29 protein-coding genes are annotated in these 24,958 nt (G+C 56.1%); 23 read left to right on the forward strand and 6 right to left on the reverse strand.

Going from position 1 to position 24,958, the window contains the following annotated elements:
- The first annotated feature begins 13 nt into the window (after nt 1-13).
- From nifT to nifM, 11 genes are all read left to right on the forward strand, one after another.
- A complete protein-coding gene (nifT, locus tag AC6I8X_RS26530) occupies nt 14-232 on the forward strand; it encodes a putative nitrogen fixation protein NifT (RefSeq protein WP_313686487.1) in 219 nt (72 codons plus the stop codon).
- Between the two features lie 11 nt (nt 233-243).
- On the forward strand, nt 244-906 hold the full coding sequence (locus AC6I8X_RS26535) for a NifB/NifX family molybdenum-iron cluster-binding protein (RefSeq protein ID WP_497841747.1): 663 nt from the start codon (nt 244-246) through the stop codon (nt 904-906).
- Nucleotides 907-1,068: 162 nt separating this feature from the next.
- On the forward strand, nt 1,069-2,442 hold the full coding sequence (gene nifE, locus AC6I8X_RS26540; RefSeq protein WP_497841748.1) for a nitrogenase iron-molybdenum cofactor biosynthesis protein NifE: 1,374 nt from the start codon (nt 1,069-1,071) through the stop codon (nt 2,440-2,442).
- Nucleotides 2,443-2,457: 15 nt separating this feature from the next.
- Nucleotides 2,458-3,831, forward strand: coding sequence for a nitrogenase iron-molybdenum cofactor biosynthesis protein NifN (gene nifN / locus AC6I8X_RS26545; protein WP_313686493.1), 1,374 nt, complete (start codon nt 2,458-2,460; stop codon nt 3,829-3,831).
- Nucleotides 3,818-4,282 carry a NifB/NifX family molybdenum-iron cluster-binding protein gene (locus AC6I8X_RS26550; RefSeq protein ID WP_313686494.1) on the forward strand — a complete coding sequence of 155 codons (465 nt, stop codon included), beginning with the start codon at nt 3,818-3,820 and terminating at the stop codon, nt 4,280-4,282. Before nifN ends, AC6I8X_RS26550 begins: the two co-directional genes overlap by 14 nt.
- 204 nt (nt 4,283-4,486) lie before the next feature.
- Complete coding sequence (gene nifU / locus AC6I8X_RS26555) at nt 4,487-5,311, forward strand: Fe-S cluster assembly protein NifU (RefSeq protein WP_299452012.1); 825 nt, start codon at nt 4,487-4,489, stop codon at nt 5,309-5,311.
- A 30-nt stretch (nt 5,312-5,341) separates the two neighbouring features.
- Nucleotides 5,342-6,544 (forward strand): cysteine desulfurase NifS, encoded by a 1,203-nt coding sequence (gene nifS, locus AC6I8X_RS26560; RefSeq protein WP_313689545.1) that lies wholly within the window; start codon nt 5,342-5,344, stop codon nt 6,542-6,544.
- 13 nt (nt 6,545-6,557) lie between these two features.
- Complete coding sequence (nifV, locus tag AC6I8X_RS26565; protein ID WP_497841961.1) at nt 6,558-7,700, forward strand: homocitrate synthase; 1,143 nt, start codon at nt 6,558-6,560, stop codon at nt 7,698-7,700.
- Nucleotide 7,701: 1 nt separating this feature from the next.
- Complete coding sequence (locus AC6I8X_RS26570) at nt 7,702-7,959, forward strand: nitrogenase-stabilizing/protective protein NifW (protein ID WP_497841749.1); 258 nt, start codon at nt 7,702-7,704, stop codon at nt 7,957-7,959.
- Nucleotides 7,956-8,393, forward strand: a complete 438-nt coding sequence (locus AC6I8X_RS26575; RefSeq protein WP_497841750.1) for a nitrogen fixation protein NifZ — start codon at nt 7,956-7,958, stop codon at nt 8,391-8,393. Before AC6I8X_RS26570 ends, AC6I8X_RS26575 begins: the two co-directional genes overlap by 4 nt.
- Nucleotides 8,394-8,398: 5 nt before the next feature.
- Nucleotides 8,399-9,184, forward strand: coding sequence for a nitrogen fixation protein NifM (gene nifM / locus AC6I8X_RS26580; RefSeq protein WP_497841751.1), 786 nt, complete (start codon nt 8,399-8,401; stop codon nt 9,182-9,184).
- Between the two features lie 93 nt (nt 9,185-9,277).
- On the opposite strand, the gene AC6I8X_RS26585 is transcribed toward nifM, so the two are convergent.
- The 4 genes from AC6I8X_RS26585 to AC6I8X_RS26600 all read right to left on the reverse strand — a co-directional run bounded on the left by AC6I8X_RS26585 (nt 9,278) and on the right by AC6I8X_RS26600 (nt 11,168).
- Nucleotides 9,278-9,493, reverse strand: a complete 216-nt coding sequence (locus tag AC6I8X_RS26585; RefSeq protein WP_084878987.1) for a YdgH/BhsA/McbA-like domain containing protein — start codon at nt 9,491-9,493, stop codon at nt 9,278-9,280.
- Nucleotides 9,494-9,631: 138 nt separating this feature from the next.
- Nucleotides 9,632-9,841 (reverse strand): YdgH/BhsA/McbA-like domain containing protein, encoded by a 210-nt coding sequence (locus tag AC6I8X_RS26590; protein WP_013508023.1) that lies wholly within the window; start codon nt 9,839-9,841, stop codon nt 9,632-9,634.
- 109 nt (nt 9,842-9,950) lie between these two features.
- On the reverse strand, nt 9,951-10,265 hold the full coding sequence (locus tag AC6I8X_RS26595; RefSeq protein ID WP_497841752.1) for a hypothetical protein: 315 nt from the start codon (nt 10,263-10,265) through the stop codon (nt 9,951-9,953).
- A gap of 21 nt (nt 10,266-10,286) precedes the next feature.
- Complete coding sequence (locus AC6I8X_RS26600) at nt 10,287-11,168, reverse strand: LysR family transcriptional regulator (RefSeq protein WP_497841753.1); 882 nt, start codon at nt 11,166-11,168, stop codon at nt 10,287-10,289.
- A 106-nt stretch (nt 11,169-11,274) separates the two neighbouring features.
- On the opposite strand from AC6I8X_RS26600, the gene AC6I8X_RS26605 reads away from it, so the two are divergent.
- The 5 genes from AC6I8X_RS26605 to AC6I8X_RS26625 are packed head-to-tail and all read left to right on the forward strand — an operon-like array spanning nt 11,275 to nt 15,373.
- Nucleotides 11,275-12,240 carry an agmatinase gene (locus tag AC6I8X_RS26605; RefSeq protein ID WP_313689362.1) on the forward strand — a complete coding sequence of 322 codons (966 nt, stop codon included), beginning with the start codon at nt 11,275-11,277 and terminating at the stop codon, nt 12,238-12,240.
- 15 nt (nt 12,241-12,255) lie between these two features.
- A complete protein-coding gene (locus AC6I8X_RS26610; RefSeq protein WP_084879046.1) occupies nt 12,256-12,984 on the forward strand; it encodes a transporter substrate-binding domain-containing protein in 729 nt (242 codons plus the stop codon).
- A gap of 12 nt (nt 12,985-12,996) precedes the next feature.
- On the forward strand, nt 12,997-13,668 hold the full coding sequence (locus AC6I8X_RS26615) for an amino acid ABC transporter permease (protein ID WP_299451999.1): 672 nt from the start codon (nt 12,997-12,999) through the stop codon (nt 13,666-13,668).
- Nucleotides 13,665-14,423: an amino acid ABC transporter ATP-binding protein gene (locus tag AC6I8X_RS26620; RefSeq protein ID WP_313689358.1), complete on the forward strand. Its 759-nt coding sequence runs from the start codon at nt 13,665-13,667 to the stop codon at nt 14,421-14,423. The genes AC6I8X_RS26615 and AC6I8X_RS26620 overlap by 4 nt, the downstream gene beginning before the upstream one ends.
- A complete protein-coding gene (locus AC6I8X_RS26625; protein WP_313689356.1) occupies nt 14,420-15,373 on the forward strand; it encodes an agmatinase in 954 nt (317 codons plus the stop codon). The genes AC6I8X_RS26620 and AC6I8X_RS26625 overlap by 4 nt, the downstream gene beginning before the upstream one ends.
- Nucleotides 15,374-15,412: 39 nt before the next feature.
- Here AC6I8X_RS26625 and AC6I8X_RS26630 read toward each other — a convergent pair whose 3' ends face one another.
- Together AC6I8X_RS26630 and AC6I8X_RS26635 are read right to left on the reverse strand one after the other, a co-directional pair.
- The gene (locus tag AC6I8X_RS26630; RefSeq protein WP_013508023.1) at nt 15,413-15,622 is read right to left on the reverse strand and encodes a YdgH/BhsA/McbA-like domain containing protein; all 210 of its coding nucleotides are present in this window, start codon (nt 15,620-15,622) and stop codon (nt 15,413-15,415) included.
- 187 nt (nt 15,623-15,809) lie between these two features.
- Nucleotides 15,810-16,340: a flavodoxin gene (locus AC6I8X_RS26635; protein WP_497841962.1), complete on the reverse strand. Its 531-nt coding sequence runs from the start codon at nt 16,338-16,340 to the stop codon at nt 15,810-15,812.
- Between the two features lie 346 nt (nt 16,341-16,686).
- Between AC6I8X_RS26635 and nifL the strand changes: the two genes are divergently transcribed.
- From nifL to otnC, 7 genes are all read left to right on the forward strand, one after another.
- Nucleotides 16,687-18,174 carry a nitrogen fixation negative regulator NifL gene (gene nifL, locus AC6I8X_RS26640; RefSeq protein WP_497841754.1) on the forward strand — a complete coding sequence of 496 codons (1,488 nt, stop codon included), beginning with the start codon at nt 16,687-16,689 and terminating at the stop codon, nt 18,172-18,174.
- The gene (nifA, locus tag AC6I8X_RS26645; protein ID WP_313690060.1) at nt 18,171-19,742 is read left to right on the forward strand and encodes a nif-specific transcriptional activator NifA; all 1,572 of its coding nucleotides are present in this window, start codon (nt 18,171-18,173) and stop codon (nt 19,740-19,742) included. Before nifL ends, nifA begins: the two co-directional genes overlap by 4 nt.
- A 146-nt stretch (nt 19,743-19,888) precedes the next feature.
- Nucleotides 19,889-21,292 carry a nitrogenase cofactor biosynthesis protein NifB gene (gene nifB / locus AC6I8X_RS26650; protein WP_497841755.1) on the forward strand — a complete coding sequence of 468 codons (1,404 nt, stop codon included), beginning with the start codon at nt 19,889-19,891 and terminating at the stop codon, nt 21,290-21,292.
- Entirely contained in the window at nt 21,289-21,801 is a 513-nt protein-coding gene (locus AC6I8X_RS26655; RefSeq protein WP_313689186.1) for a nitrogen fixation protein NifQ, read from the forward strand. Before nifB ends, AC6I8X_RS26655 begins: the two co-directional genes overlap by 4 nt.
- A gap of 291 nt (nt 21,802-22,092) precedes the next feature.
- The gene (locus AC6I8X_RS26660) at nt 22,093-22,860 is read left to right on the forward strand and encodes a DeoR/GlpR family DNA-binding transcription regulator (RefSeq protein ID WP_497841756.1); all 768 of its coding nucleotides are present in this window, start codon (nt 22,093-22,095) and stop codon (nt 22,858-22,860) included.
- 91 nt (nt 22,861-22,951) lie between these two features.
- Nucleotides 22,952-24,283: an MFS transporter gene (locus tag AC6I8X_RS26665; protein WP_409521784.1), complete on the forward strand. Its 1,332-nt coding sequence runs from the start codon at nt 22,952-22,954 to the stop codon at nt 24,281-24,283.
- A gap of 17 nt (nt 24,284-24,300) precedes the next feature.
- Nucleotides 24,301-24,939: a 3-oxo-tetronate 4-phosphate decarboxylase gene (gene otnC, locus AC6I8X_RS26670; protein WP_497841757.1), complete on the forward strand. Its 639-nt coding sequence runs from the start codon at nt 24,301-24,303 to the stop codon at nt 24,937-24,939.
- Nucleotides 24,940-24,958 lie beyond the last annotated feature (19 nt).

The raw sequence follows: 24,958 nt of genomic DNA on the forward strand, positions 1-24,958 counted from the left end.
ACAGGGGGACAGTATGCCGATGGTTATCTTTCGACAACGTGGGGCGGATTTGTATTGTTATATCGCCAAACAGGATCTGGAGGCCAAAGTGATCCAGGTCGAGCACGATACTGCGGAGCGCTGGGGCGGTGCCGTGTCACTGGAGGGGGGACGCTGTTACTACGTCAGCGAACAACCGGGTCGCCCGGATTTTCCCGTCAGTCTGCGCGCCAGTCGCGATGCACAGAATTAAGGGGGAGTGAGATGTCTGACCACGATATTCTTTTCTGGCGCATGCTGGCGCTGTTTCAGAGCCTGCCGGAACTCCAGCCCGCGCAAATCATGGCCTGGCTCACCCGTGATCAGGATGAAACCCTGACCCCGGCCCGCCTGGCGGCCTATACGCAAAGCCAGCTGGAAGCTTTCTTTCCTGTCGATGAGGTGCTGATGTCGCCGGGCCGCTGGTCACGGGTAAAAGCCTGCCTGCGCGGTGAGTTACCACCTCATCTTCGGGTGCAGACCTTTCCCCAGCGCCCGCCGCAGTTGCTGGTGGCTTTTGCCTCACAGGATGGGTTGATGATCAATGGTCATTTTGGGCAGGGACGGTTGTTCTTTGTCTACGCCTTTGATGATGACGGTTACTGGCTGCACAGCCTGCGCCGCTATCCCTCTGCACCTCAACAGGATGAAGCGAACGAAGTCCGCGCGCAATTGCTGGCTGACTGCCAGCTGTTATTTTGCGAAGCGATTGGTGGCCCTGCCGCCGCGCGGCTGATCCGCCACAATATCCATCCCATCAAGGTACCCGCAGGGCTGACCCTCACCTCCCAGTGTGACAACATCAAAAAGCTGTTTGCCGGGCAATTGCCACCGTGGCTGGCAAAACGCCTCGACCGCGCCAATCCACTGGAAACACGCGTTTTCTGATCTGCTCCGGCCCCGCCAGGCAAGCCTTGCCTTGTGGGGTCCCTTCCTGCGTTGTCTGTTTTGTCGCAAAGCTGACAACATTTTCTCCATAAAAATCAATGGATATCTTCTGGTCCGGGATTTGCAACGGGTCAGCTAACCCAATCAGTCAATGAGGTAATTATGAAGGGGAATGAAATCCTGGCCCTGCTGGATGAGCCTGCCTGTGAGCATAATCATAAACAAAAATCCGGCTGTAGCGCGCCAAAGCCTGGGGCCACGGCCGGTGGCTGCGCTTTCGATGGCGCGCAAATCACTCTGCTGCCGATCGCTGATGTGGCGCATCTGGTACACGGCCCGATCGGTTGCACTGGCAGCTCCTGGGATAACCGGGGCAGCTTCAGCTCGGGGGCGGTGATTAACCGGCTCGGGTTCACCACCGATTTAAATGAACAGGACGTGATCATGGGCAACGGCGAGCGCCGTCTGTTTCACGCGGTTCGCCATATCGTCAATCGTTACCATCCCGCCGCCGTGTTCATCTACAACACCTGTGTTCCGGCCATGGAGGGCGACGATATTGAAGCGGTGTGCCGCGCCGCAGCCACCGCCACGGGCGTACCGGTCATCGCGATCGATGTCGCCGGATTCTATGGCAGCAAGAACCTTGGCAACCGTCTGGCGGGAGAAATGATGGTGAAACAGGTGATAGGCGGGCGTGAGCCTGCTCCCTGGCCGATGGATACCCCTTTCCCGCCTGAACACCGCCACGATATCGGCCTGATTGGTGAATACAATATCGCCGGGGAATTCTGGCATATCCAGCCCCTGCTGGACGAGCTGGGCATTCGCGTGCTGGGCACCCTGTCCGGGGACGGGCGGTTTGCTGAGATCCAGACGCTGCACCGTGCTCAGGTCAATATGCTGGTGTGCTCCCGCGCGCTGATCAACGTGGCGCGCGCCCTCGAACAACGTTACGGCACACCGTGGTTTGAAGGCAGTTTTTATGGCGTGCGTGCCACCTCAGAGTCGCTGCGCCAGCTCGCCGCGCTCACCGGCGATACCGACCTGATACAGCGCACCGAAGCCCTGATTGCGCGCGAAGAACGGGTGGCTGACCAGGCGCTGGCTCCGTACCGTGTCCGGCTGCGCGGACGCAAGGCCCTGCTGTATACCGGCGGGGTAAAATCCTGGTCGGTGGTGTCGGCCTTGCAGGATCTCGGCATGACGGTGGTCGCCACCGGCACGCGCAAATCCACTGAGGAAGACAAGCAACGCATCCGGGAACTGATGGGCGAGGATGCCCTGATGCTGGATGAAGGCAACGCCCGCACCCTGCTTGATGTGGTCTATCGCTATCAGGCCGACATGATGATCGCCGGTGGACGCAATATGTATACCGCTTATAAAGCCCGGCTACCGTTTCTCGATATCAATCAGGAGCGTGAGCATGCTTACGCGGGTTACCACGGGATCGTCACGCTGGCACAGCAGTTATGTCAGACGCTGGAAAGCCCGATATGGTCACAAACGCACGCCCGTGCACCCTGGCACTAAAGGAAGGAGCAGGTTATGGCTGAAATCATTCGTTCTAAAAAACCGCTGGCCGTCAGCCCGGTGAAAAGCGGACAACCGCTGGGGGCCATCCTTGCCAGCATGGGTTTTGAGCACTGCATCCCGCTGGTTCATGGCGCGCAGGGCTGTAGCGCCTTCGCCAAGGTATTTTTTATCCAGCATTTTCATGATCCCATTCCCCTGCAATCCACCGCAATGGACCCGATGTCCACCATCATGGGGTCCGACGACAATATCATTACCGCGCTCAATACCCTGTGTCAGCGCAATAACCCGAAAGCCATTGTGCTGCTGAGTACCGGGTTGTCTGAGGCGCAGGGCAGCGATATCACGCGCGTGGTGCGTCAGTTTCGCGAGGCGTCACCACGTTATAAACATGTGGCGTTGTTAACCGTTAACACGCCTGACTTTTATGGCTCGCTGGAGAATGGCTTCAGCGCGGTGCTGGAAAGCATGATCGAGCAATGGATACCGGAGAAACCGCTGCCATCCGGGCGTAACCGCCGCGTCAATCTGTTGCTCAGCCATCTGCTCACCCCAGGTGATGTGGAGTTGCTGCGCAGCTATGTGGAAGCCTTCGGCTTACAACCGGTGGTGGTGCCAGACCTGTCGTTATCCCTTGATGGGCATCTGGCGAGCGGTGATTTCTCGCCGGTCACCCAGGGCGGCACAACCCTGGCCCAGATCGAGCAGATGGGCCAGAGTTTATGCACTCTGGCTATCGGGGTGTCGCTGGGACATGCCGCCACCCTGCTGGCCCAGCGCAGCCGTGGTGAGGTGATCGCCTTGCCGCACCTGATGACGCTGGAAACGTGCGATCAGTTTATCAACCAGCTGAAAGTCATTTCCGGTCGCAACGTGCCTGACTGGATTGAACGCCAGCGTGGGCAGCTACAGGATGCGATGATCGATTGTCATATGTGGTTGCAGGGGGTGCCGGTGGCAATGGCGGCGGAAGGGGATTTGCTGGCGGCCTGGTGTGATTTTGCCTGTAGCCAGGGCATGGTGCCTGGCCCGCTGATTGCCCCGGTGAGCCAGCGGGGACTCAGCCGCTTGCCGGTCGGAAAAGTGGTGATCGGCGATCTGGAAGATATGCAGGACCTGCTGCACGACAACCCGGCGGCGCTGATGGTGGCCAATTCTCACGCGGCGAATCTGGCGCAGCAGATGGACATCCCCCTGATTCGCGCCGGTTTCCCGATCTATGACCGGCTGGGAGAATTTCGCCGCGTGCGTCAGGGCTATATGGGCATACGCGATACCCTGTTTGAGCTGGCGAATGTGATGAGTCAGCACCATCACACCCTCCCGGCATGGCACTCTCCGTTGCGTCAGCAATTCAGCCGGGGAGATCAGCATGCAGCATGTTAACCGGCAGTTCAGCACCATCTGCGCGGAGGAATGGCCAATGAAAGTGGCTTTTGCCAGTTCGGATTGCCGCCACGTCGATCAGCACTTTGGTGCCACTCCGCGGCTGGTGGTATACGGGGTGAAACAGGATGACGCCATGCTGCTGCGGGTGGCCGACTTTTCCGTATTCAATGGGCATCAGGAGGAGAAAATAAGTTACCGCATCAACGCGCTGGAGGACTGCGTCACCCTGTATTGCGTGGCGATTGGTGAGAAGGTGTTCAGCCAGTTATTAAAGACTGGCGTACGTGCGGTGCGGGTACCGGCCAATACGCCAGTCAGCGCGCTGTTGCAGGAGATCCAACATTACTGGTACGACAAAGAACAACGCAAGCAGCAGCGTCAGCGCAATCCGGATCGCTTCGCTCAGCTACTGCAAGAACACGAATGGCAGGATAAAGACGATCGCTAGTCGTTTCTCTGACACAACTGTGACAAAACTCACACATAACCGCGACACAGGGCGCGGTTTTTTATTACCACAACCCCCTATCCACCTGAATATTAACACTTTCTATTTCTGGTACTGCTTTTGCTTGGTTCTGTTATCCCGCTGTTGATTGCTGCGGGGAGATGCGCCAAGGCGCTTTCCGTCTGAGTACTGGGAGCTGAGAGCATGTGGAATTATTCCGAGAAGGTGAAAGACCATTTTTTTAATCCCCGCAATGCCCGTGTGGTTGATGACGCTAACGCGGTGGGTGACGTGGGATCGCTGAGCTGCGGCGACGCCCTGCGGCTGATGCTGCGGGTTGATCCGGAAAATGAAACCATCCTTGAAGCCGGATTTCAGACCTTCGGCTGTGGCAGCGCCATCGCCTCGTCCTCCGCCCTGACCGAGCTGATTATCGGACGCACCCTGTCCGAAGCAGAACAGGTCACCAATCAGCAAATCGCTGACTATCTCGACGGCCTGCCGCCGCAGAAGATGCATTGTTCGGTGATGGGCCAGGAAGCACTGCATGCGGCCATCGCTAACTATCGCGGCCTGAGTCTCGACGATGACCATGAGGAAGGTGCGCTGATCTGTAAATGTTTCGGCGTCGATGAGGGGCACATCCGCCGTGCGGTACTCACCAACGGCCTGACCACGCTGGAAGAGGTGATCAACTACACCAAAGCGGGCGGTGGCTGTACCTCATGCCATGAAAAGATTGAGCTGGCCCTGGCCAACATTCTGGCTAACGCCCCGCAGGTTGCCGCCCCGGCAAGCAGTGCAAAAGATCCCCACTGGCAGGAGGTGATGGAGACTATCACCGAATTGCGTCCCTACATTCAGGCCGACGGTGGCGATATGTCGCTGGTCGATGTCGCCAATCACACTGTTACCGTCAGCCTGGCGGGCAGTTGCAGCGGCTGCATGATGACCGATATGACGCTGGCCTGGTTACAGCAAAAACTGATGGAACGTACCGGTTGTTATATGGAAGTGGTGGCGGCTTAGGCCGTCGTGACTCACTGGAGAAACATGCCAATGAAACAGGTTTATCTGGATAACAACGCCACCACCCGTATTGACCCGATGGTGCTTGAGGCGATGATGCCTTTCCTCACCGAGTATTACGGTAATCCATCCTCGATCCACGATTTTGGCACGCCGTCGCGCGCCGCGCTAGAACGCGCACATCAGCAGGTAGCGGCGCTGCTTGGCGCAGAACATGGCAGTGAAATTATCTTCACCTCCTGCGCCACCGAAGCCACCTCCACTGCGCTGCATAGCGCTATCGAAGCACAGCCGGACAGACGGGAAATTATCACCACTGCCGTTGAACACCCCGCCACCCTTGAGGTGTGCGAGCATCTGGAACGTCAGGGATACGTTATTCATCGGCTGGCGGTGGACAGTAATGGTGCGCTGGATATGGCGCAGTATCGCCAGGTACTGAGTGATCGGGTGGCGCTGGTGAGTGTGATGTGGGCCAACAATGAAACCGGCGTGATGTTTCCGGTGGAGGAAATGGCCGGGCTGGCTCATGAATGCGGCGCGTTATTTCACTGCGATGCGGTTCAGGTCACCGGAAAAATTCCGTTGTCCGTCGGGCAGAGCAGTATCGATATGCTTTCCTGTTCCGCCCATAAGCTGCACGGCCCGAAAGGTGTGGGTTGCCTTTATCTGCGGCGCGGTACCCGCTTTCGCCCGTTGTTGCGCGGCGGGCATCAGGAACGCGGTCGGCGCGCGGGCACGGAAAATATCGCCGGTATCGTCGGGATGGGGATGGCCTGCGAACTGGCGCAGGTGCACCTGCCCGGTATGAGCAGCATTGCCCAGCTGCGCGACACATTGCAGGAAGGCGTACTGGCACAGATTCCCTCGGTAAAAGTGATGGGTGGCAATCAGCCACGCGTTCCCGGCACCGTCAATATCGCGTTTGAGTTTATCGAAGGGGAAGCCATTTTGTTGCTGCTGAATCAGGCCGGGATTGCCGCCTCCAGCGGCAGCGCCTGCACATCGGGATCGCTGGAACCCTCCCATGTGATGCGGGCGATGGACATTCCCTATACGGCGGCGCACGGCAGCATTCGTTTCTCCCTGTCGCGTTATACGCGGGAAAAAGAGATCGAGTATGTCATCCAGACGCTGCCGTCGATTATTGCCCGTCTGCGCCTGCTGTCACCTTACTGGCAGGATGGTAAGCCGGTTCAGCAACAGGCTTCATTTATGCCGACCTACGGCTAAGAAGGAAACGATGATGTCCAGGGTGTTGATTAACGATACTACGTTGCGGGACGGGGAGCAGAGCCCGGGCGTCGCGTTTCGTGCCAGTGAAAAAATCGCTATTGCTCAGGCGTTGTTTGACGCGGGTGTCACGGCGCTGGAGGTCGGCACGCCTGCCATGGGTGAGGAGGAACGCACCCGTATTCAGCTGGTGCGCCGCCATCTGCCCGAGGCGACGTTAATGACCTGGTGCCGGATGAACCGCGAGGAAATCCGCCAGAGTGCCGAACTCGGGATGAACTGGGTGGATATCTCCCTGCCAACGTCAGCGAAGCTTCGCCAGTACAAATTGCGTGAACCTCTGTCGGTGCTGCTGCCGAGGCTGGCTGAATTGATTCGCTTTGCCCGCTCACTCGGTATGCAGGTATGTGTCGGTTGTGAAGATGCCTCACGATCCAGCGATGAGGATCTGCGGCTGGTGGCGCAAGCCGCGCAGGCAGCCGGTGCGCAGCGGTTACGCTTTGCCGACACGCTCGGCATACTCGATCCCTTCACCACCGCCGCGCGTATCACCACCTTACGCAGCTTCTGGCCCGGTGAGATCGAGATGCATGCCCATGACGATCTGGGGCTGGCAACCGCCAATACGCTGGCGGCCGTGCAGGCTGGAGCCACCAGCGTTAATACCACGGTGCTGGGACTGGGCGAACGCGCGGGCAATGCTGCCCTTGAGACAGTGGCGCTCGGCCTCAGTCGCTGCCTGGACAGGGATTGTGGTGTCAATTTTCGCCTGCTCCCGGCGCTGTGTCAGTCGGTGGCGGTTGCCGCGCAACGCATCATTGATGTCCAGCACCCGCTGGTGGGCGACCAGGTTTTTACCCATGAGTCCGGTGTCCATGTCGCCGCACTGCTGCACGATCGCGAGAGTTATCAGGCCATCGATCCCGAACTGGTGGGACGCGAATATCGGCTGGTGTTGGGTAAGCATTCCGGGCGTCAGGCCGTGGACGGGGTATTCAGCAAAATGGGCTACCGCCTCGACACCTTGCAGATTGACCTGATCCTGCCCGCCATCCGCCGCTTCGCCGAAAGCTGGAAACGCATCCCGCAGGATTACGAACTGATCGCCATTTATGACCAGCTTTGTGGAGAAACCGCCCAAACGCTAAGGGGTTAATATGCAATGGTTTTATCAAATCCCAGGGGTTGAGGCACTCGATACGGCGGAATCCTTTTTCACGTTCTTTGCCGTTGATTACGATGCCGCACGACTGAAAACCTGTTGCCTGCGGGTGTTACGCGATTTTCACCAGCGACTGCGCGACAACGTGCCTCTGCAAAACCATCTGGAAGCGGAACCACGTGGCCCCTGGCTGCTGGCGCGACGCCTGCTGACGGAGAGCTATCAGCTTCACACGCACGGGAGCCAGACATGAGGGCAAAATTTGCGTTAGGTGACGAAGTCAGGGTAATCCGCGCGATTCGTAATGACGGCACCATGTATGGCTACGCCACCGGCGAGCTACTGGTGCGGCGCGGCAGTACCGGCTTCGTACGCGGATGTGGCACCTTCCTGATGGACCAGATTATTTATCAGGTCCATTTCCTCGCTACGGACATGATTGTCGGTTGCCGGGAGCCGGAAATTATCAGCGCAGCGGCGTCCTGGCACGCGGGCCATTTTCAGTTTGGGGACAGCGTCACCTCACGCCATATCCTCACCTCTGACGGCAAGGTGGTGGTCCGGGCAGGTGAACGCGGGCGCATTGAGCGCACCGACCAGGGAGAAAATGGCGAAATTTATACGGTGATGTTTGGTGAGCGCTGGTTTCAGGTGCCCGCCAGCGCCATCAGGTTGCTGGAGGAATAACCATCGTGGCTGAACTTTGGGAACGCTTTTCCCGGCAGCAGCTGAGTCAGTCGCGCTGGCAATGCCAGCCGGAGTCCGTCCCCGCCAGTCAACTGGCAGAGTTTGACCAGCTGTGGCAGCGCCAGCGCCAGCTGGAATACGCGGTGGTCAGGGAAACGGGTGATGAGATAATCCCTGAAACGGTCATTGCCAGCGTGACAACGTCACTTAATACTCCCCTGTCACAGCAGCTTTTTAGCGAAAATGAGCGGGCCTCGATCATCCGCCATCACGCCCGCATGGAAATGCAGCTGATGCGTGTGGCCGCACAGGCACCCGCGCCGGATGATTTACAGGTACTGGCATGGTACCAGCGTCATCAGGATAAATTTATGCGCCCGGAACAACGCCTGAGCTGGCACCTGTTACTGACCACGGAGAATGATGGTGCGGCGATACAGCGCCAGATCCAGCAATTCCACCAGCAGATAAGCGTATCGCGCCAGGCCTTCAGCACCCTCGCGCAACGCTATTCCCATTGCCCGAGTGCGCTGGAAGGAGGACGAATGGGCTGGATCAGCCGGGGCTTACTCTTCCCCGAGCTGGACAGCGTGCTGTTTTTGATGAAGCCCAACGCCGTGAGTCAGCCAATTGAAACCGCACTGGGCTGGCATTTGCTGTGGTGTGAACTGATCCGCCCTCCCGCGCCAATGGAACGGGAAGCGGCCTTGGCCCAGGTACGCACCCTGCTGCACCAGCAGAATCAGCAACGCTGGCAGCGACAATGGCTGCAACAGGTTATGAGCAAATAAGCCAAAGACGTGCTGATTTGTCGCGCAAACTCCAGATACGAAAAAGGCCGCCTTGCGGCGACCTTTTCCGGCACTTCCCTGTACGACCATCCGTTATTTATACAGTTCTGCGGTCATGTGAACACGGTTATTGGTGTTCGCTTCGGTAATTTTGTACTGCGCGCCCTGCTGTGCTGCCTGAGCAGCGATTTTTGCTTCCGCCCCGTCCAGAGTTGAGGAGGTTACGGAGATGCTCTGAGCAAAGCTGCCAAATGACATCAGTGAAAGAGCAGCAACAGCGGCGATGGACATGGCTTTGATAGTTTTCATGGTCTTAATCCTTAATTTGTCTGTTCAGAAGGCTGTGCGCCTTCGATGGAAGTAATAATAACTATAGTTATTGTTTCTAGATTGATAATTAGTGCGATCATTGTGATCTGGCTAATCATTACTTCCCGCGTTAACCGTTTATTTAGTCAGTTCAGCTGACAGGTAAGCACCGTTATCCACACGTGCACCGGTGATTTTGTAAGAGGCACCGGCCTGTTTAGCCTGAGCGGCGATTTTGGCTTCTGCGCCATCCAGGGTTGAAGCGGAAGCGGTGATGCTCTGCGCGAAGCTGCCGAAAGAAACCAGTGACAGGGCCGCAACTGCAACGAAAGTTTTGATAGATTTCATGGTCAATTCCTCAGAGATAACTTTTAGTGGGTGGGGCGTTGTGCCCCGATGTGAGAGAGAATAGACCTGTAACCCGGCGAGTAAAAGCTGAGGGATTTGCTGAAACAATTCAAAAAAATTGAATGATAAATGCGCAGAAAATTGCGCCGCAACAACGGTGGGCAAAAACTGTCGCGGCGCGAGTGCCCAATACCCGCACCGGGTAGGAAAGAAAGGTCTCCAGCGAGATACGATTGATATTGACGGGTGCATCCGCCACCTCCCCCAGTTTCCTGTGGCGTAAAAGTATCCGTCCCTTTGTGTTCGCACCCTGCTGCACCAGCAGAATCAGCAACGCTGGCAGCGGCAATGGCTGCAACAGATGCTGATATGAATTTATGATGAAACAATCGCAGGAGGCCGCATCAGCCATAATAAAAGCCACTGACAGCCCCCGTCCGGGCGTTTACAGAATATGCTGTGCCCGACGCAGTTCAGCTATCATTTGTTCCGCTGCCGGTGATTGCGGATAGGCGGCGTGAGTGACCGCATAGTGGGTCACAGTCCATGTCGGTGAATCCGGCACCTTCACCAGAGGGATACACACCTGCATCAGTTGCGCATAATGATGCGGTAAAATCCCCACCACATCTCCGGCGGCAATCAACATCGCCACCGCTTCGATACCGACCGCTTCGGGGCCCCGGCTCAGGTGCAGCCGGGCCAGCGCGTCTTCGACAAAGGGTTGCTGCGCCCGGTACACCAGCGGCAGCTGTCGGGCACGCAGTTCGTGACCCGCCAGAGTGTACAGACCATGCGACTCGGCAAATAACTCGGCGTAATGCAGCGAAGGTGTTTTCTGATAGTCCATCACCCCTTTGATGGCAATATCCAGCCTTCTGTCGAGCAGGGCCTGAATCAGTTGCGAGGCCGTCATGACGCTAAGTGACAGCTGCACCTGTGGTGCCCGCTGACGCAGGGCGCGCAAGGCCTGTTGCAGATGTGAAGCACTGTGGCTGATCACATTATCGGTAATCCCCATCACCAGCGGCCCTGAAATCACGCCCCGGCTGGCATCCATCGCCGGGAAGATGCGATCCAGTGCACCGAGCGCTTCACGCGCATAAAGCAATGCCGACTCACCCGCCGCCGTCAGCTCAAAGCCTTTTGGTCCGCGGGTACAGAGCGCGGTGCCGAGCGTTTCTTCAATCGATTTAATCTGACGACTGATGGTCGCCTTGGTCATGTTGAGAGATTTTTCAGCAGCAGAAAATCCGCCAGATTGCGCCACAACGCAGAATATCCTCAGGGCGCGTAAATCTTTTTCGTTCAGTGTCCGGGGTTTCATGGTTGCTGTTTCCGTAACCGTGATTGCAAATAAGATCAGTTTTCCTGGTGAAGACGCCTCCCTACACTCGCCTCAGTTCGTATTTCGCCAATACCAGGAAATCATTATGTCTTTACCGTTAACAGTGCCACCGCAAACTAATCATAAATCACTGCTGTTTTCCGAATTAGCCCTCGATCTCGATAATTTGCAAGCACATTTTGCCGTACTGGGCATGCCTTATGGCGCTGCCTACACCCCGCAGGACTACAACAACGACCAGGTACGTGCACCCACCGCCATTCGTCAGGCGTCTGACCGGGTGATCCGAGGTCCTGAGCGCTATGATTTTGATATTGATGGCCCGCTGTTACAGGGACGGGATGATGTCCGCTTTGTCGATTGTGGTGACGTACCTGCCGACCTGAACGATCCGCGTGGTCATTTCGTCCGGGCAGAACAAGCGGTACGCAAAATTCTCGCGGCAGGTGCCATCCCCATCGTTTTAGGTGGTGACCACGGCATTACCAACCCGATTCTGCGTGCCTTTGACGACCAGGGGCCAATCACCATCGTCCATCTTGATGCACATCTCGACTGGCGTGATGAGGTCAATGGCGTGCGTGATGGTTTATCCAGCCCGATGCGTCGTGCGTCTGAGCTGCCGTTTGTAAAAGACATCATTCAGATTGGCATGCGTGCCTCAGGCAGCGCGCGTCAGGAAGAAGCCGATTACGCCCGTGAATGGGGGGCCAAAATCATTACCGCGTATGAGTTGCACGATCGCGGTATGGACGCGGTGCTGGAGCAAATCCCGGAGGGTGGCCGTTATTACCTGACCATCGACGCGGACGGTTTTGATCCTGCGGTGATGCCCGCGGTGGCAGGGCCGGCACCGGGCGGCGTCACCTTTGTTCAGGCGCGTAAACTGATCCACGGATTAGTGAAAAAAGGACGTGTGGTAGGTATGGACATTGTGGAAATTCAACCCGCAAAAGACGTGCACCAGCTCTCCTGCATGACCGCAGGCCGTCTGGTGCTCAATTTAATTGGCGCGGCGATTCGCGCCGGATACTGCGACAGCAACGTTTAATCTTTTGGAGGACGTATGACTCTTCGTTCACTTCTGCTCAGTGCGCTCCTGTTTTCCTCGTTATCTCAGGCTGCCGAACCCATCCGCGTGGCGATTGACCCGACCTTCCCGCCGATGGAGTTTATCCAGAACAACCAGCGGACCGGCTTCGATGTGGACTTAGCGGCTGCGCTGTCAAAGCAGATGGGACGTCCGCTGGTGTATACCGATATGGATTTTAAGGCGATGGTGCCGTCTGTACTGGCCGGTCGTCAGGATATTGTGTTGTCCGCAATTTACATCACTGATGACCGCAAAAAAGTGGTGGATTTCACCGACCCTTATTTCGCTGCGGGTCTGGTGGTAATGGTGAAAAAAGGCGATACGCGGATCAAAACCCCTCAGGATCTGGCGGGTAAGCGTGTCGCGGTGCAGGTCGGAACCAAATCGGTCAAAGTGATGGCGGATGAATTCCCCACCGCAAAGACGATAGAAGTGGAAAAGAACGAAGAGATGTTTAACGCGCTGGAAGCAGGCCGCGCTGATGCGGTGGTGACCGGCAAACCGGCGGCACTGTTGTACAGCAAAACCCGCGGAACCACGCAGATTTTGGCGGAGCCGGTAACCCATGAAGAGTACGGTATCGCCGTCAGCAAACGTGAACCGGAGTTGCGTCAGCAGCTGAATGATGCGCTGAAAGCCATCAAAGCCAACGGCACTTATGACGCGTTGCAGAAAAAATGGTTTGGTAACGCAGCGCAATAAGCCGGGGTGAGCATGGTCGAATTTGATTTTACGCCGGCGTTTGCCGCCTGGCGCGATCTGCTCTCAGGAGCCGGGGTGACGATTGAAGTCACCCTGTGCGCCCTGCTGATCAGTTGTTGTTTGGGAACCTTAATTGGTCTGGGGAGGCTTGCTCCCCAGCGTAAGCTGGTGTGGTGGTTCTGCAACAGCTACGTGGTTTTCGTGCGTGGTACCCCGCTGCTGGTGCAGCTTTTTATCCTCTACTTTGGTCTGCCCTATTTCAATATCGTCATTCCCGCCTTTGTCTGCGGCATTATCGGTCTCGGATGTTATTCCGCCGCTTACGTTTCAGAGCTGGTGCGGGGTGCAATTCTTTCTATCGACCGCGGACAAACCGAAGCGGCGCGTTCAATGGGCATGTCCGGTGCGCAGGCGATGCGGCTGATTATCCTGCCGCAGGCGCTGGTGCGCATGGTGCCGCCGCTGGCGAATGAGTTTATTGCGTTAACCAAAAACTCGGCGCTGGTGTCTCTGGTTACCATCCACGATCTGATGCATGAGGGGCAAACAGTGATCAGCGTGTCCTATCGTTCGCTGGAGGTGTATATCGTGATCGCCTTTATCTACCTGCTGATGACCAGCAGCACCATGCTGTTATTGCGTCTGGTGGAGAAAAAACTGCGTGCGGGAGGGATGGTGCAATGAATCCAGCCATCATTGAGGCGGTTAACGTCGAAAAATATTTTGACCAACACCCTGTCCTTAAAGGTATCAGCCTGTCAGTGGCGCGCGGCGAGGTGGTGGTGATTATTGGTCCGAGTGGTTCGGGCAAAAGCACGTTTTTACGTTGCTGCAATGGTCTGGAGGTGGCACAGCAGGGCAGCATCCGGCTGTGCGGCCAGCATCTGTTGCAGAATGGGAAAATGTTAGCCGAGCCGGATCTCAATCTCCTGCGTCGTCAGGCAGGTATGGTTTTCCAGTCATTCAACCTCTTTCCCCACCTGTCGATTCTCGACAATGTGGCGATCGGGCCACACAAAATACTGAAACAAGGCAAGGCGTTTGCGCAGCAGCTGGCGATGCAACTGCTGGAAAAAGTAGGCCTGGCGCACAAAGCCCAGGCGATGCCTGCCAGCCTGTCCGGCGGACAAAAACAGCGTGTTGCCATTGCCCGCGCCCTGGCTTTGCAGCCAGAAGTGATGTTGTTTGATGAGCCGACGTCCGCGCTGGATCCCGAGCTGACCAGCGAAGTGCTGCAGGTGATGAAACAGCTGGCCCAGGATGGCATGACGATGATCATAGTGACTCACGAGATGAATTTTGCCCGCGAGGTGGCCGACCGCCTGGTGGTGATGGAAGACGGGATGATTGTGGAACAGGGGCCGACACAGCAGCTGTTCTCTGCCCCACAACACCCCCGCACCCGCGCGTTGTTGCAGCATGTAAGGACTGAACTATGAGCATAAATCTGCGCGGCAGCGAACGCCTGAACCGCGCATTTACCGGCATTCCCACCTTCCTGCGTGCCAATTACTGCCCCAGCCTGAGCGAACTGGATGCCGATGTCGCGGTATTTGGCGTGCCGTTTGATGAAGGTTCGCCCTGGCAGCCCGGCACCCGATTTGCGCCGCGCAGTATCCGCGAACATTCGATGCGTTTTGCACCAACCGGTTTTTTCGACATTTCGCGTCAGCAGCACTTTCTCACCGATGTGGTGGCCCAGGGCCGTCTGGTGGATGTGGGAGATGTGGATGTATTGCCGACTAACGTGATCGGCACCCATGACAATATCAGCGCCATGACGCAATTGATTCGCCAGCGTCAGGCAATACCGCTGGCCATCGGTGGTGACCATTCCGTGTCATGGCCGCTGATTCGTGGCATCCAGGAACCTTTGCATGTCGTCCAGTTCGATGCACATCTGGATTTTGCCCCGGTCACTAACGGTGTGCATTACAGCAATGGTCAACCTTTTCGCCACATTATGGCGTTGAGCCAGGTGCAGAGTCTGACCCAGGTGGGAATTCGCAGCCTGCGGGTGCGTCCCTCTGAATTCAGCGACGCCACGGCGCAGGGCAGCACCATTATCAGCCAGCAACAGTTTCGTCAGCGTTCACCGCTGGAACTGTTTGAACATCTTCCCGTGGGTGAAAAATGTTATATCAGCATTGATATTGATGTGCTGGATATGGCGTTGGTCCCCGGTTGTGCGTCCGCAGAGCCTAATGGCATGCGCTATGACGAACTGATGGCAGCATTGCTGGCGCTGATCGGGCGAATGGACGTGGTGGGGATAGATCTGGTTGAGGTTAACCCGCAGCTGGATGTGGCGACCGGGGTGACATCTTATCTTGCCGCACATGTGCTGGTGGAGTTGCTGGGGCATCTGTTGCTGCCCCGGCCCGGCTGACAGGACGATAAAAGGTCGCCTGGCGGCGACCTGATAATGTTATTTAGTCAGTTCAGCTGACAGGTAAGCACCGTTATCCACGCGTGCACCGGTGATTTTGTAAGAAGCGCCAGCCTGTTTAGCCTGAGCAGCGATTTTGGCTTCTGCGCCATCCAGGGTTGAAGCGGAAGCGGTGATGCTCTGCGCGAAGCTGCCGAAAGAAACCAGTGACAGGGCCGCAACTGCAACGAAAGTTTTGATAGATTTCATGGTCATTTCCTCAAAGATAATTTTTAGTAGGTGGGTTGTTGTGCCCCGATGTGAGAGAGAATAGACCTGTAGACCGGCGAGTAAAAGCTGAGGGATTTGCTGAAACAATTCAAAAAAATTGAATGATAAATGCGCAGGAAATTGCGCCGCAACAACGATGGGCAAAAACTGTCGCGGCGCGGTTCGCTTACACCATCACCGGCCTGATGGTATCCAGCCAGGCATCAAGCCGTTCCTCGGTAAGGTCATATTGATTGTCCTGATCCAGCACCAGGCCAACAAACGCCCCCTCCTCCAGTGACGCCGAAGTGATGAATTCATATCCCTGATTGGGCCAGTGGCCGATCAACTGCGCACCACAGTTTTTCAGGGCGTCATACAGCGGACGCATCCCGCTGACAAAGTTATCCGGGTAGCCAACCTGGTCGCCAAGCCCGAACAGGGCCACGGTTTTGCCACTCAGGCTGGCTCCCGCAAGCTGCGCCATAAATTCTCCCCATGATGCCTCCTCACAACCGGCATTTAGCCCCGGCAGTTGCCCGTCGCCCAGTGTGGGAGTGCCGAGGATCAGCACCGGGTAGGAAAGAAAGGTCTCCAGCGAGATACGATTGATATTGACCGGTGCATCCGCCACATCCCCCAGTTTCCTGTGGATCAGCTTCGCAATCTTGCGGGTTTTCCCCGTGTCTGTGCCAAAAAAAATACCGACGTTCGCCATAACGCGCTCCTGTGGAGTGAAAGTATCAGTTCCCTGGTTATTGCGAATGCTGTGCCAGGTATCTGGCATGCCGACGTTGCACTGTCGTGAGCCGCTGCGCACCAGCGTGATGCTTTTTTCGCCTGCCTGCGGTGGGCCACTGGCGCGTGACTGGCGCATTCTGCGCGAAATAAGCGGTGAAAAGCGGCGAAATCCCGATCTGGATCAAGGTTAAGGCAGGTAGCCCCCACGTAAGGCTTACCGTTTGCATGGTTATTTCGAGCCGTCACCGTCTGCGCCCTCTGTCGGCAGGTGGGACAAATTGTCATAACTGCGACACAACCGAACCTGAAATCCGGAGAGTGCGATGACTGAGCATATGATGATGGATGCCGCTGAACCGCAAGCTATTGCACGAGGGCTTTCTCAGCAACATCCCGGTTTGTTCCTGACCATGGTCGAACAGGCACCGATTGCCATCTCGCTGACTGACGCCGAGGCACGCATTATTTATGCTAACCCGGCGTTCTGCCGTCAGACCGGTTATACGCTGGATGAATTGCTGCAACAAAATCCCCGCCTGCTGGCCAGCAAACAGACCCCGCGCATCATCTATGAAGATATGTGGCGCACCCTGCATCTGCGTCAGCCGTGGCGCGGGCAATTAATCAACCGCCGTCGCGATGGCAGCCTGTTTCTGGTGGAAATCGATATCACCCCGGTTATCAATACCTGCGGCGAGCTGGAACACTATCTGGCGATGCAGCGTGATATCAGTACCGGCTACGCACTGGAACAACGTCTGCGCAATCAAATGACGCTGACGGAAGCCGTGCTGAATAATATCCCGGCCGCTGTCGTGGTGGTGGATGAACAGGATCAGGTGGTGATGGACAACCTGACCTACAAAACCTTATGTGCCGATTGTGGTGGCAAAGAACTGCTGACAGAGCTGGACTTCTCCCGCCGTAAAAAAGAATTTGCTGCAGGCGCGGTCATCCCAATGGTGTTGTGTGGCGCGGTGCGCTGGCTGCGGGTGCATTGCTGGACGCTGCCGGGCGTCAGTGAGGAAGCCAGCCGTTATTTTGTCGATAACAGCCTCACGCGCACGCTGGTGGTGATCACCGATCACACCCAGCAACAGCAGCAGCAGGAACAGGGACGGCTTGACCGCCTGAAACAACATATGACTACCGGCAAATTGCTGGCGGCGATCCGTGACTCACTCGATGCGGCGCTGATCCAGCTAAATTGCCCGATCAATATGCTGGCCGCCGCGCGACGGTTGAACGGTGCCGACCACAATAACGTGGCGCTGGATTCCGCCTGGCACGAGGGAGAAGAAGCGATGGTACGACTGCAACGCTGCCGACCTTCGCTGGATCTGGAGCACGCGGCCCTGTGGTCGCTACATGATTTCTTTGCCGATCTGCGCGCGCTGTACCATACCCGCTATCAACAGGGAGACAGCCTGGAGGTAACCCAGGACTCGCCACACCTGGTCTGTTTCGGCCAGCGCACCCAGATCCTCGCTTGTCTGAGTCTGTGGCTGGATCGCACTCTCGACCTGGCTGCCGGGCTCCCTGAATTCAGCCTGCACACCCAGGTCTATGCGCATGAAGAAGAAGGCTGGCTGGCTTTTTACTTATGCGACAACGTACCCCTCAGACATGTGCAATACACGCATGCACCGAATGCGTTAAACGCGCCTGGCAAAGGCATGGAACTGCGTCTGATCCAGACGCTGGTGGCTCATCACCATGGTGCGATTGAACTGACCTCCCCGTCCGAGGGAGGCGCCTGCCTGACCCTGCGGTTTCCCTTATTTGCTTCACTGACCGGAGGCTCCAAATGACCCAGCAATCTGCATCAGAGACCACGGTCTGGCGCTTTGACCTGTCCCAGCAATTTACCGCCATGCAGCGCATTAGCGTGGTACTCAGCCGGGCAACTGAGATAGGTCAGACGTTACAGGACGTGTTGTACGTACTGCACAATGATGCCTTTATGCAGCACGGGATGATCTGTCTGTACGATAGCCAGCAGGAATTGCTGACGATCGACGCGTTGCCGGAGGCCGATGTATCCCAGCTTAGCGACAGCGCCAGGGTGCGTTATCGGGCCGGAGAAGGACTGGTGGGAACGGTGCTGGCGCAGGGCCAGTCGCTGGTGTTACCGCGCCTCGCGGATGACCCACGATTTCTCGATCGGCTGGGGCTGTATGACTATAACCTGCCTTTTATTGCTGTGCCGCTGATGGGGCCCGACTCGAAGCCGCTGGGGGTGCTGGCAGCACAACCGATGGCACGCACCGACACGCGTCTGCCCTCCTGCACCCGTTTTCTGGAAACAGTCGCCAATCTGGTGGCGCAGACGGTACGCCTGATGACGCCTCCTGCCACGCCAGCACCTCGCCATACGCCGGTTCAACCGGTGCGGGGGCGCAACTGTGTACCTGCCCACAATTTTGGCTTCGACAATATGGTGGGCAAAAGCCCGGCGATGCGGCAAACGCTGGAGATTATCCGCCAGGTTTCCCGATGGGATACCACGGTGCTAGTACGAGGCGAAAGTGGCACCGGTAAGGAGCTGATTGCCAATGCGATTCATCATAACTCCCCCCGCTCCGCCTCACCGTTCGTTAAGTTTAACTGTGCAGCATTGCCCGACACCCTGCTGGAGAGCGAGCTTTTCGGCCATGAGAAAGGGGCCTTTACCGGCGCGGTACGCCAGCGCAAAGGGCGATTTGAACTGGCCGATGGCGGCACGCTGTTCCTTGATGAAATCGGCGAAAGCAGTGCCTCCTTTCAGGCCAAACTGCTGCGGATATTGCAGGAGGGGGAAATGGAACGCGTCGGTGGCGATGAAACCCTGCAGGTCAATGTGCGCATCATTGCCGCGACCAATCGCAATCTTGAGGAAGAAGTGCGCGTCGGTAACTTTCGCGAAGACCTGTATTACCGCCTGAATGTGATGCCGATTGCACTGCCACCGTTACGCGAACGTCAGGACGATATCGCCGAACTGGCCCATTTTCTGGTGCGCAAGATCGGGCAAAACCAGAACCGCACGCTGCGCATCAGTGACGGTGCCATCCGCCTGCTGATGAGCTACAACTGGCCGGGAAATGTGCGCGAGCTGGAAAACTGCCTCGAACGTTCGGCGGTGATGTCGGATAGTGGGTTAATCGATCGTGAGGTCATCCTGTTTAATCACCGGGAAGTCGCCCCGAAACCGCTGATGGTCAGTGCCCCGCGGGAGGACAGCTGGCTCGATCAGAACCTTGATGAACGCCAGCGGTTGATTGCCGCACTGGAGAAAGCCGGATGGGTGCAGGCGAAGGCAGCACGCTTGCTGGGGATGACGCCACGCCAGGTGGCGTATCGTATCCAGACCATGGACATCACCATGCCACGTATCTGACACAAAATTGTGACGATCAACACATTGTCAGCTACAGGTGGGAATGATGACAACAAATGCCGAATGAAAATCTCACTATTTCAATAAATTAGCTGCGGTACACAAATTGCAGCAGGAAGATCAGACTACATCATCAAGGTAACGCCATGACTTCCTGCTCCTCTTCCGCCTGCCAGGCCCCGACCAGTGAGACGCTGACCGATCGGGTCGCGGGTAAAGTTGCTTCGCATCCCTGCTATTCGCGTAGCGGGCATCACCGATTCGCGCGCATGCACCTGCCCGTGGCACCCGCCTGCAATCTGCAATGCAACTACTGCAACCGCAAGTTTGATTGCAGTAACGAATCCCGCCCAGGCGTCTCCTCTACCCTGCTGACGCCGGAACAGGCTGTCGCCAGGGTGCGCCAGGTCGCCACCGCGATTCCGCAGTTGTCGGTGGTGGGCATTGCCGGTCCCGGCGACCCGCTGGCGAATATCCATCGCACCTTCAGTACGCTCGAACAGGTGCGGGAGGCGTTTCCGGACCTGAAGCTATGCTTATCCACCAATGGCCTGATGCTGCCGGATGCCGTTGATCGGCTGGTGGCGCTTGGTGTGGATCATGTGACGGTGACGATCAACACTCTGGATCCTGACATCGCCGCTCAAATCTACGCCTGGCTGTGGCTGGATGGGGAACGTTACCGTGGGCGCGAGGCCGGGGAAATCCTGATCGCTCGTCAACTGGAGGGCGTGCATCGTCTGACTACGCAGGGGGTGCTGGTAAAAATCAACTCGGTGCTGATCCCAGGGATTAATGATCAGGCACTGCCTGATGTCAGCCAGATGCTGCAAACCAGCGGTGCCTTTATCCATAACATCATGCCGCTGATTTCCCGCCCGGAGCATGGCACGGTGTTTGGTCTGCAAGGCCAGCCAGAACCTGATGCTGCGATGGTCGCTGCCGTACGGCAACGTTGCGGTGAGATCATTCCGCAGATGACGCACTGCCACCAGTGCCGCGCGGATGCGATTGGGATGCTGGGCGAAGACCGTAGCCAGCAGTTTGCGCAGATACCGGAGCCGGAGCGTTCTCCGCAGTCCTGGCTACCCATGCTGTTCCAGCGCGCCAGGCTGCACGCCAGCATTGCAACGAAGGGGGAATCGGAGGAGGAAGAAGCCTGCCTGGTCGCCGTCGCATCGAAGCATGGGGATGTGATTGACAGCCATTTCGGTCATGCGGATCGTTTTTATATCTACAGCCTGTCTGCTGCCGGGGTGGTGCTGGTTAATCAGCGCTTTACCCCGAAATATTGCCACGGCAGCGACAGCTGCGAGCCGGAACAAGACAGTGAGGCACGCATGGCGGCGATTTTTGATCTGCTGGCGGATGTCAAAGCGGTGTTCTGCGTGCGCATGGGTTATACCCCGTGGCAAAAACTGGAGGCCCGCGGCATCCAGCCCTGTGTTGATGATGCGTGGCAACCGGTGACCGAAGCCCTGCATCGCTGGTGGCAGACCTGGCGATCCCATAACAAGCCTATGCAGCGGCAAAATAAGGGGGTCGCATGACACCACAACAACACTGGCTGTGCCGGCTCGCGTCCCTCTATTTGCAGGGTCAGGGGAGTTATCCCCTGATGATGGGACTTGGCGTGCAACAATGGGCGCGGTTACAGCGCCAGATTCCAGTCCAGCAACCTTCCATGGTTGCGGACACACTGATGCGCCATCAATTGATGAGTGAGCTGATCGCAACGCGCGCGGATGAACAGCAGCAGCTGGAATTATGGCTGGCGGAATATCTCCAGCCAGATGCGTTCCCCATGCATCGTATTATCGCCAGTGTCTCACTGGCGTTTAATCATCTGTGGGAAGACCTGGGACTGAGTTCCAGGGCGGAGTTGCGTCAGCTGATGGGCGACTGCTTTCCCCCGCTGGTGGCGATGAATCATAACAATATGCGCTGGAAAAAATTCTTCTATCGCCAGCGTTGCCTGCATGCCGAAGGTGAATTGATTTGCCGCTCACCCAGCTGCGATGAGTGCTGTGAACGGGGAGTGTGTTTTGAGTCGCCGTGATCACTCATTATCAAATGCAGCAAGATATTCCCCCCCCTCAGATTCAGAATCCACACCAAAGGATTTTCACAACTCACACCACTATTTTCCACATCATCACATTTTTCACAAAATCATGTGAACGGTGTTAATCGAAAAATTAATTACATTTCATATAGTTAACAAATTTTATGCGCTGCTGGTTATGTGATGCAGGTCATTCATATGTGAATTAATGTGGGAGAGAATGTACTCATTCAGTGAACACGAGCATGATGTCATTGATATCGAGTGTTTCGTTAAGGTGACAGCATGATCCCGAGTGAAAGGCAGGACTTTATCTACCGTTATGTCTATGAGAACCGTACCGCATCCATCAATGCGCTGGCGGATCTGATGAACGTGTCGCATATGACCATACGACGGGATATCCAGCTGCTGGAACATGAGGGCAAGGTCGTCAGCGTAAGTGGTGGCATCAGGCTGAATGACGTGCTGCGCCATGAAATGCGCTATAGCGATAAAGCCCTTATTCATCACCGCTCTAAGCAGATTATTGGCAAAGCCGCTGCGGAATTGGTCGATGATGGATTGGTTATTTACGTAGATGCCGGGACAACAACTTTCGAACTGGCTAAATACCTTGGGGAAAAATTCAATACCACCATCATTACCAATGATTTTTCTATCAGCCAGTATTTAATGAATAAGGCGCAAATAAACCTTTTCCATACTGGTGGTCTGGTCGATAAACGAAATTTTTCATCCGTCGGAATAAGTGCGGCCAACTTTATTAAGACGCTGAATGTCGATATCGCCTTTATCAGTTCAAGCTCGTGGGATGCGGAAAGAGGAATTTCAACCCCTTATGAAGAGAAAGCGATAGTTAAACAGGCAGTGATTGAAGTCTCAAGAAAGAAAATCCTCGTCGCGGATAGCAGTAAATACGGCAAGTACGGCTTATATTCCATCTGTCCGTTAAACAAGATGGATACCATTATCACCGATTCTTATCTTCCTCTGGAAGCGCAGGGAAAAATCAGAAACCAGAATGTAGAACTGAAATTGGTTGATATCTAATTAATAAAATTTAACAGCACTGCCTGTATTTCAGAATACAGACAGCAGGGTTTTTCGTGCTGAAAAAACGTTAGCCAACAGGAAAACTATAATGCGTAACTACCCTAAAATCAGATGGTTTATGATAATCATGTGCTTTATTGCCATGGCTATCAATTATATTGACCGCGTTAACCTCTCCGTCGCCACCCCGCATATCAAACAGGACCTGGGGTTAGATGATGTCAGTATGGGCTTTATTATGGGGGCATTTTTCTGGACCTATGCCCTGATGCAAATCCCTGCCGGGCGTTTGCTGGATAAGTTCGGTGAGCGCCTGGGTCTGACCCTTGCGGTCGCCTGGTGGTCTGTCTTTACCGTGCTGACAGCCTGTGGTCGTGGACTGGTCTCGATGATGGGCCTGCGAATGCTGCTCGGCATTGGCGAAGCCGGAGGTCACCCGGGTTGTGCCAAAGTCGTTTACTCATGGTTCCCGAAAAAGGATCGCGCCACCGCCAGCGGTATTTTTAATGCCGGTCCGCGAGCCGGTTCAGCACTGGCGTTGCCACTGGTTGCCTGGATCATCAGTACCTGGAACTGGGAGATGTCGTTTATTGTCACCGGTTTTCTCGGCATTGTCTGGGCCATCGCCTGGTACATCATTTACCGCACACCGGAACTGAAAGAAGGACTCAACGCAGTCGAGCGAGACAATCTGATCGCGGATCGTGGCCCGGCAAAAGCCAAAAGCAGTGGCAAGAAGGAATGGTTGTTCCTTTTCCGCTACCGCACCATGTGGGGCATGATGCTGTCGTTCTTTTGCCTGAATATTGCGCTCAGCTTCTTCCTGACCTGGTTCCCGTCCTATCTGATGGCCAGCCAGGGATTCTCCCTGAAACAACTGGGCACGCTGGGGATGATCCCGCCGCTGGTAGGCATTCCGGCGAGTATGTTAGGTGGCTACCTGTCTGACTGGTTATTCCGCAAAGGTTTCAGCCTGACATTCGCCCGTAAATCCTGCCTGGTTCTGGGGCTGCTGCTCTCGTCAGTGATTAGCCTGGCGACATACACCGACAGCATTCCCCTGATCATTACGCTGCTTTCCATTTCTTACGCCAGCATCGCCTTTTCGGCTGCCGTGGTCTGGTCGCTGCCTGCCGATGTCGCACCGGGTAGCGAATACGTTGGCACCATCGGCGGTATTCAAAACTTCGCCGGTAACCTGGCAGGCATTATCAGCTCCTCATTCACCGGGATCATGCTGTCGATGAACAACGGTTCTTATGAAGTCCCGCTGGTCGCCACCGGCATTATCTGTCTGATCGGTGCACTCTCTTACATCTTCATCGTGGGAAAAATTGAACCGCTGGGTTTAGGGGCATCAGATGCGGATGAGAACGCGTCACAGCGTCCGTCGCATGGCGCAACGAAGCACGCAAATTAAATCGGGAAGGTATAAAGATGTCTCATGAAATCACCATTCGTGAAGAAATATGCCAGACAGGACGTAGCCTGTATCAGCGTGGTTTTACCGTCGGCAGCTCAGGGAATATCAGCGCACGTCTGGATGACGGCTGGCTTATTACACCGACCGACATTTGCCTCGGTACACTTGAGCCAGACATGATTGCCAAAGTGAACGCTGAGGGAGAATGGGTTAAGGGTGGTAAGCCTTCTAAAACGTTAACGCTACATCGCACCATTTATGCCAACAACGATGCCGTGCAAGGCATCGTTCATACCCATTCGACGCATCTGGTGGCGATGACGCTGGGTGAAGTATGGAGCCAGCAAGCGATTCTGCCCCCTGTTACGCCGTATCAGGTGATGAAGGTGGGCAGGATTCCGCTTATCAACTATTGCCGTCCGGGTTCACCTGAGGTTGCGGTTCAGGCCGGTCAGCTGGCGGCCACAGTCAAAGGGATCATGCTGGAACGTCTCGGCCCGGTCATCTGGGGACCCAGCGTCACTAAAGCGGCGGAAATCCTCGAAGAGTTAGAAGAAACGGCAAAACTCTGGCTGATGACGCATCCGAAACCCGACGCCCTGAGTGACGCCGCCCTGCAGGAACTGTTCGATACGTTCGACTGCCGGTGGTAACTCTCAGCCTTCACATTTT

It is taken from the genome of Pantoea sp. X-Soil-TKNS-1280 (genome assembly GCF_059730475.1).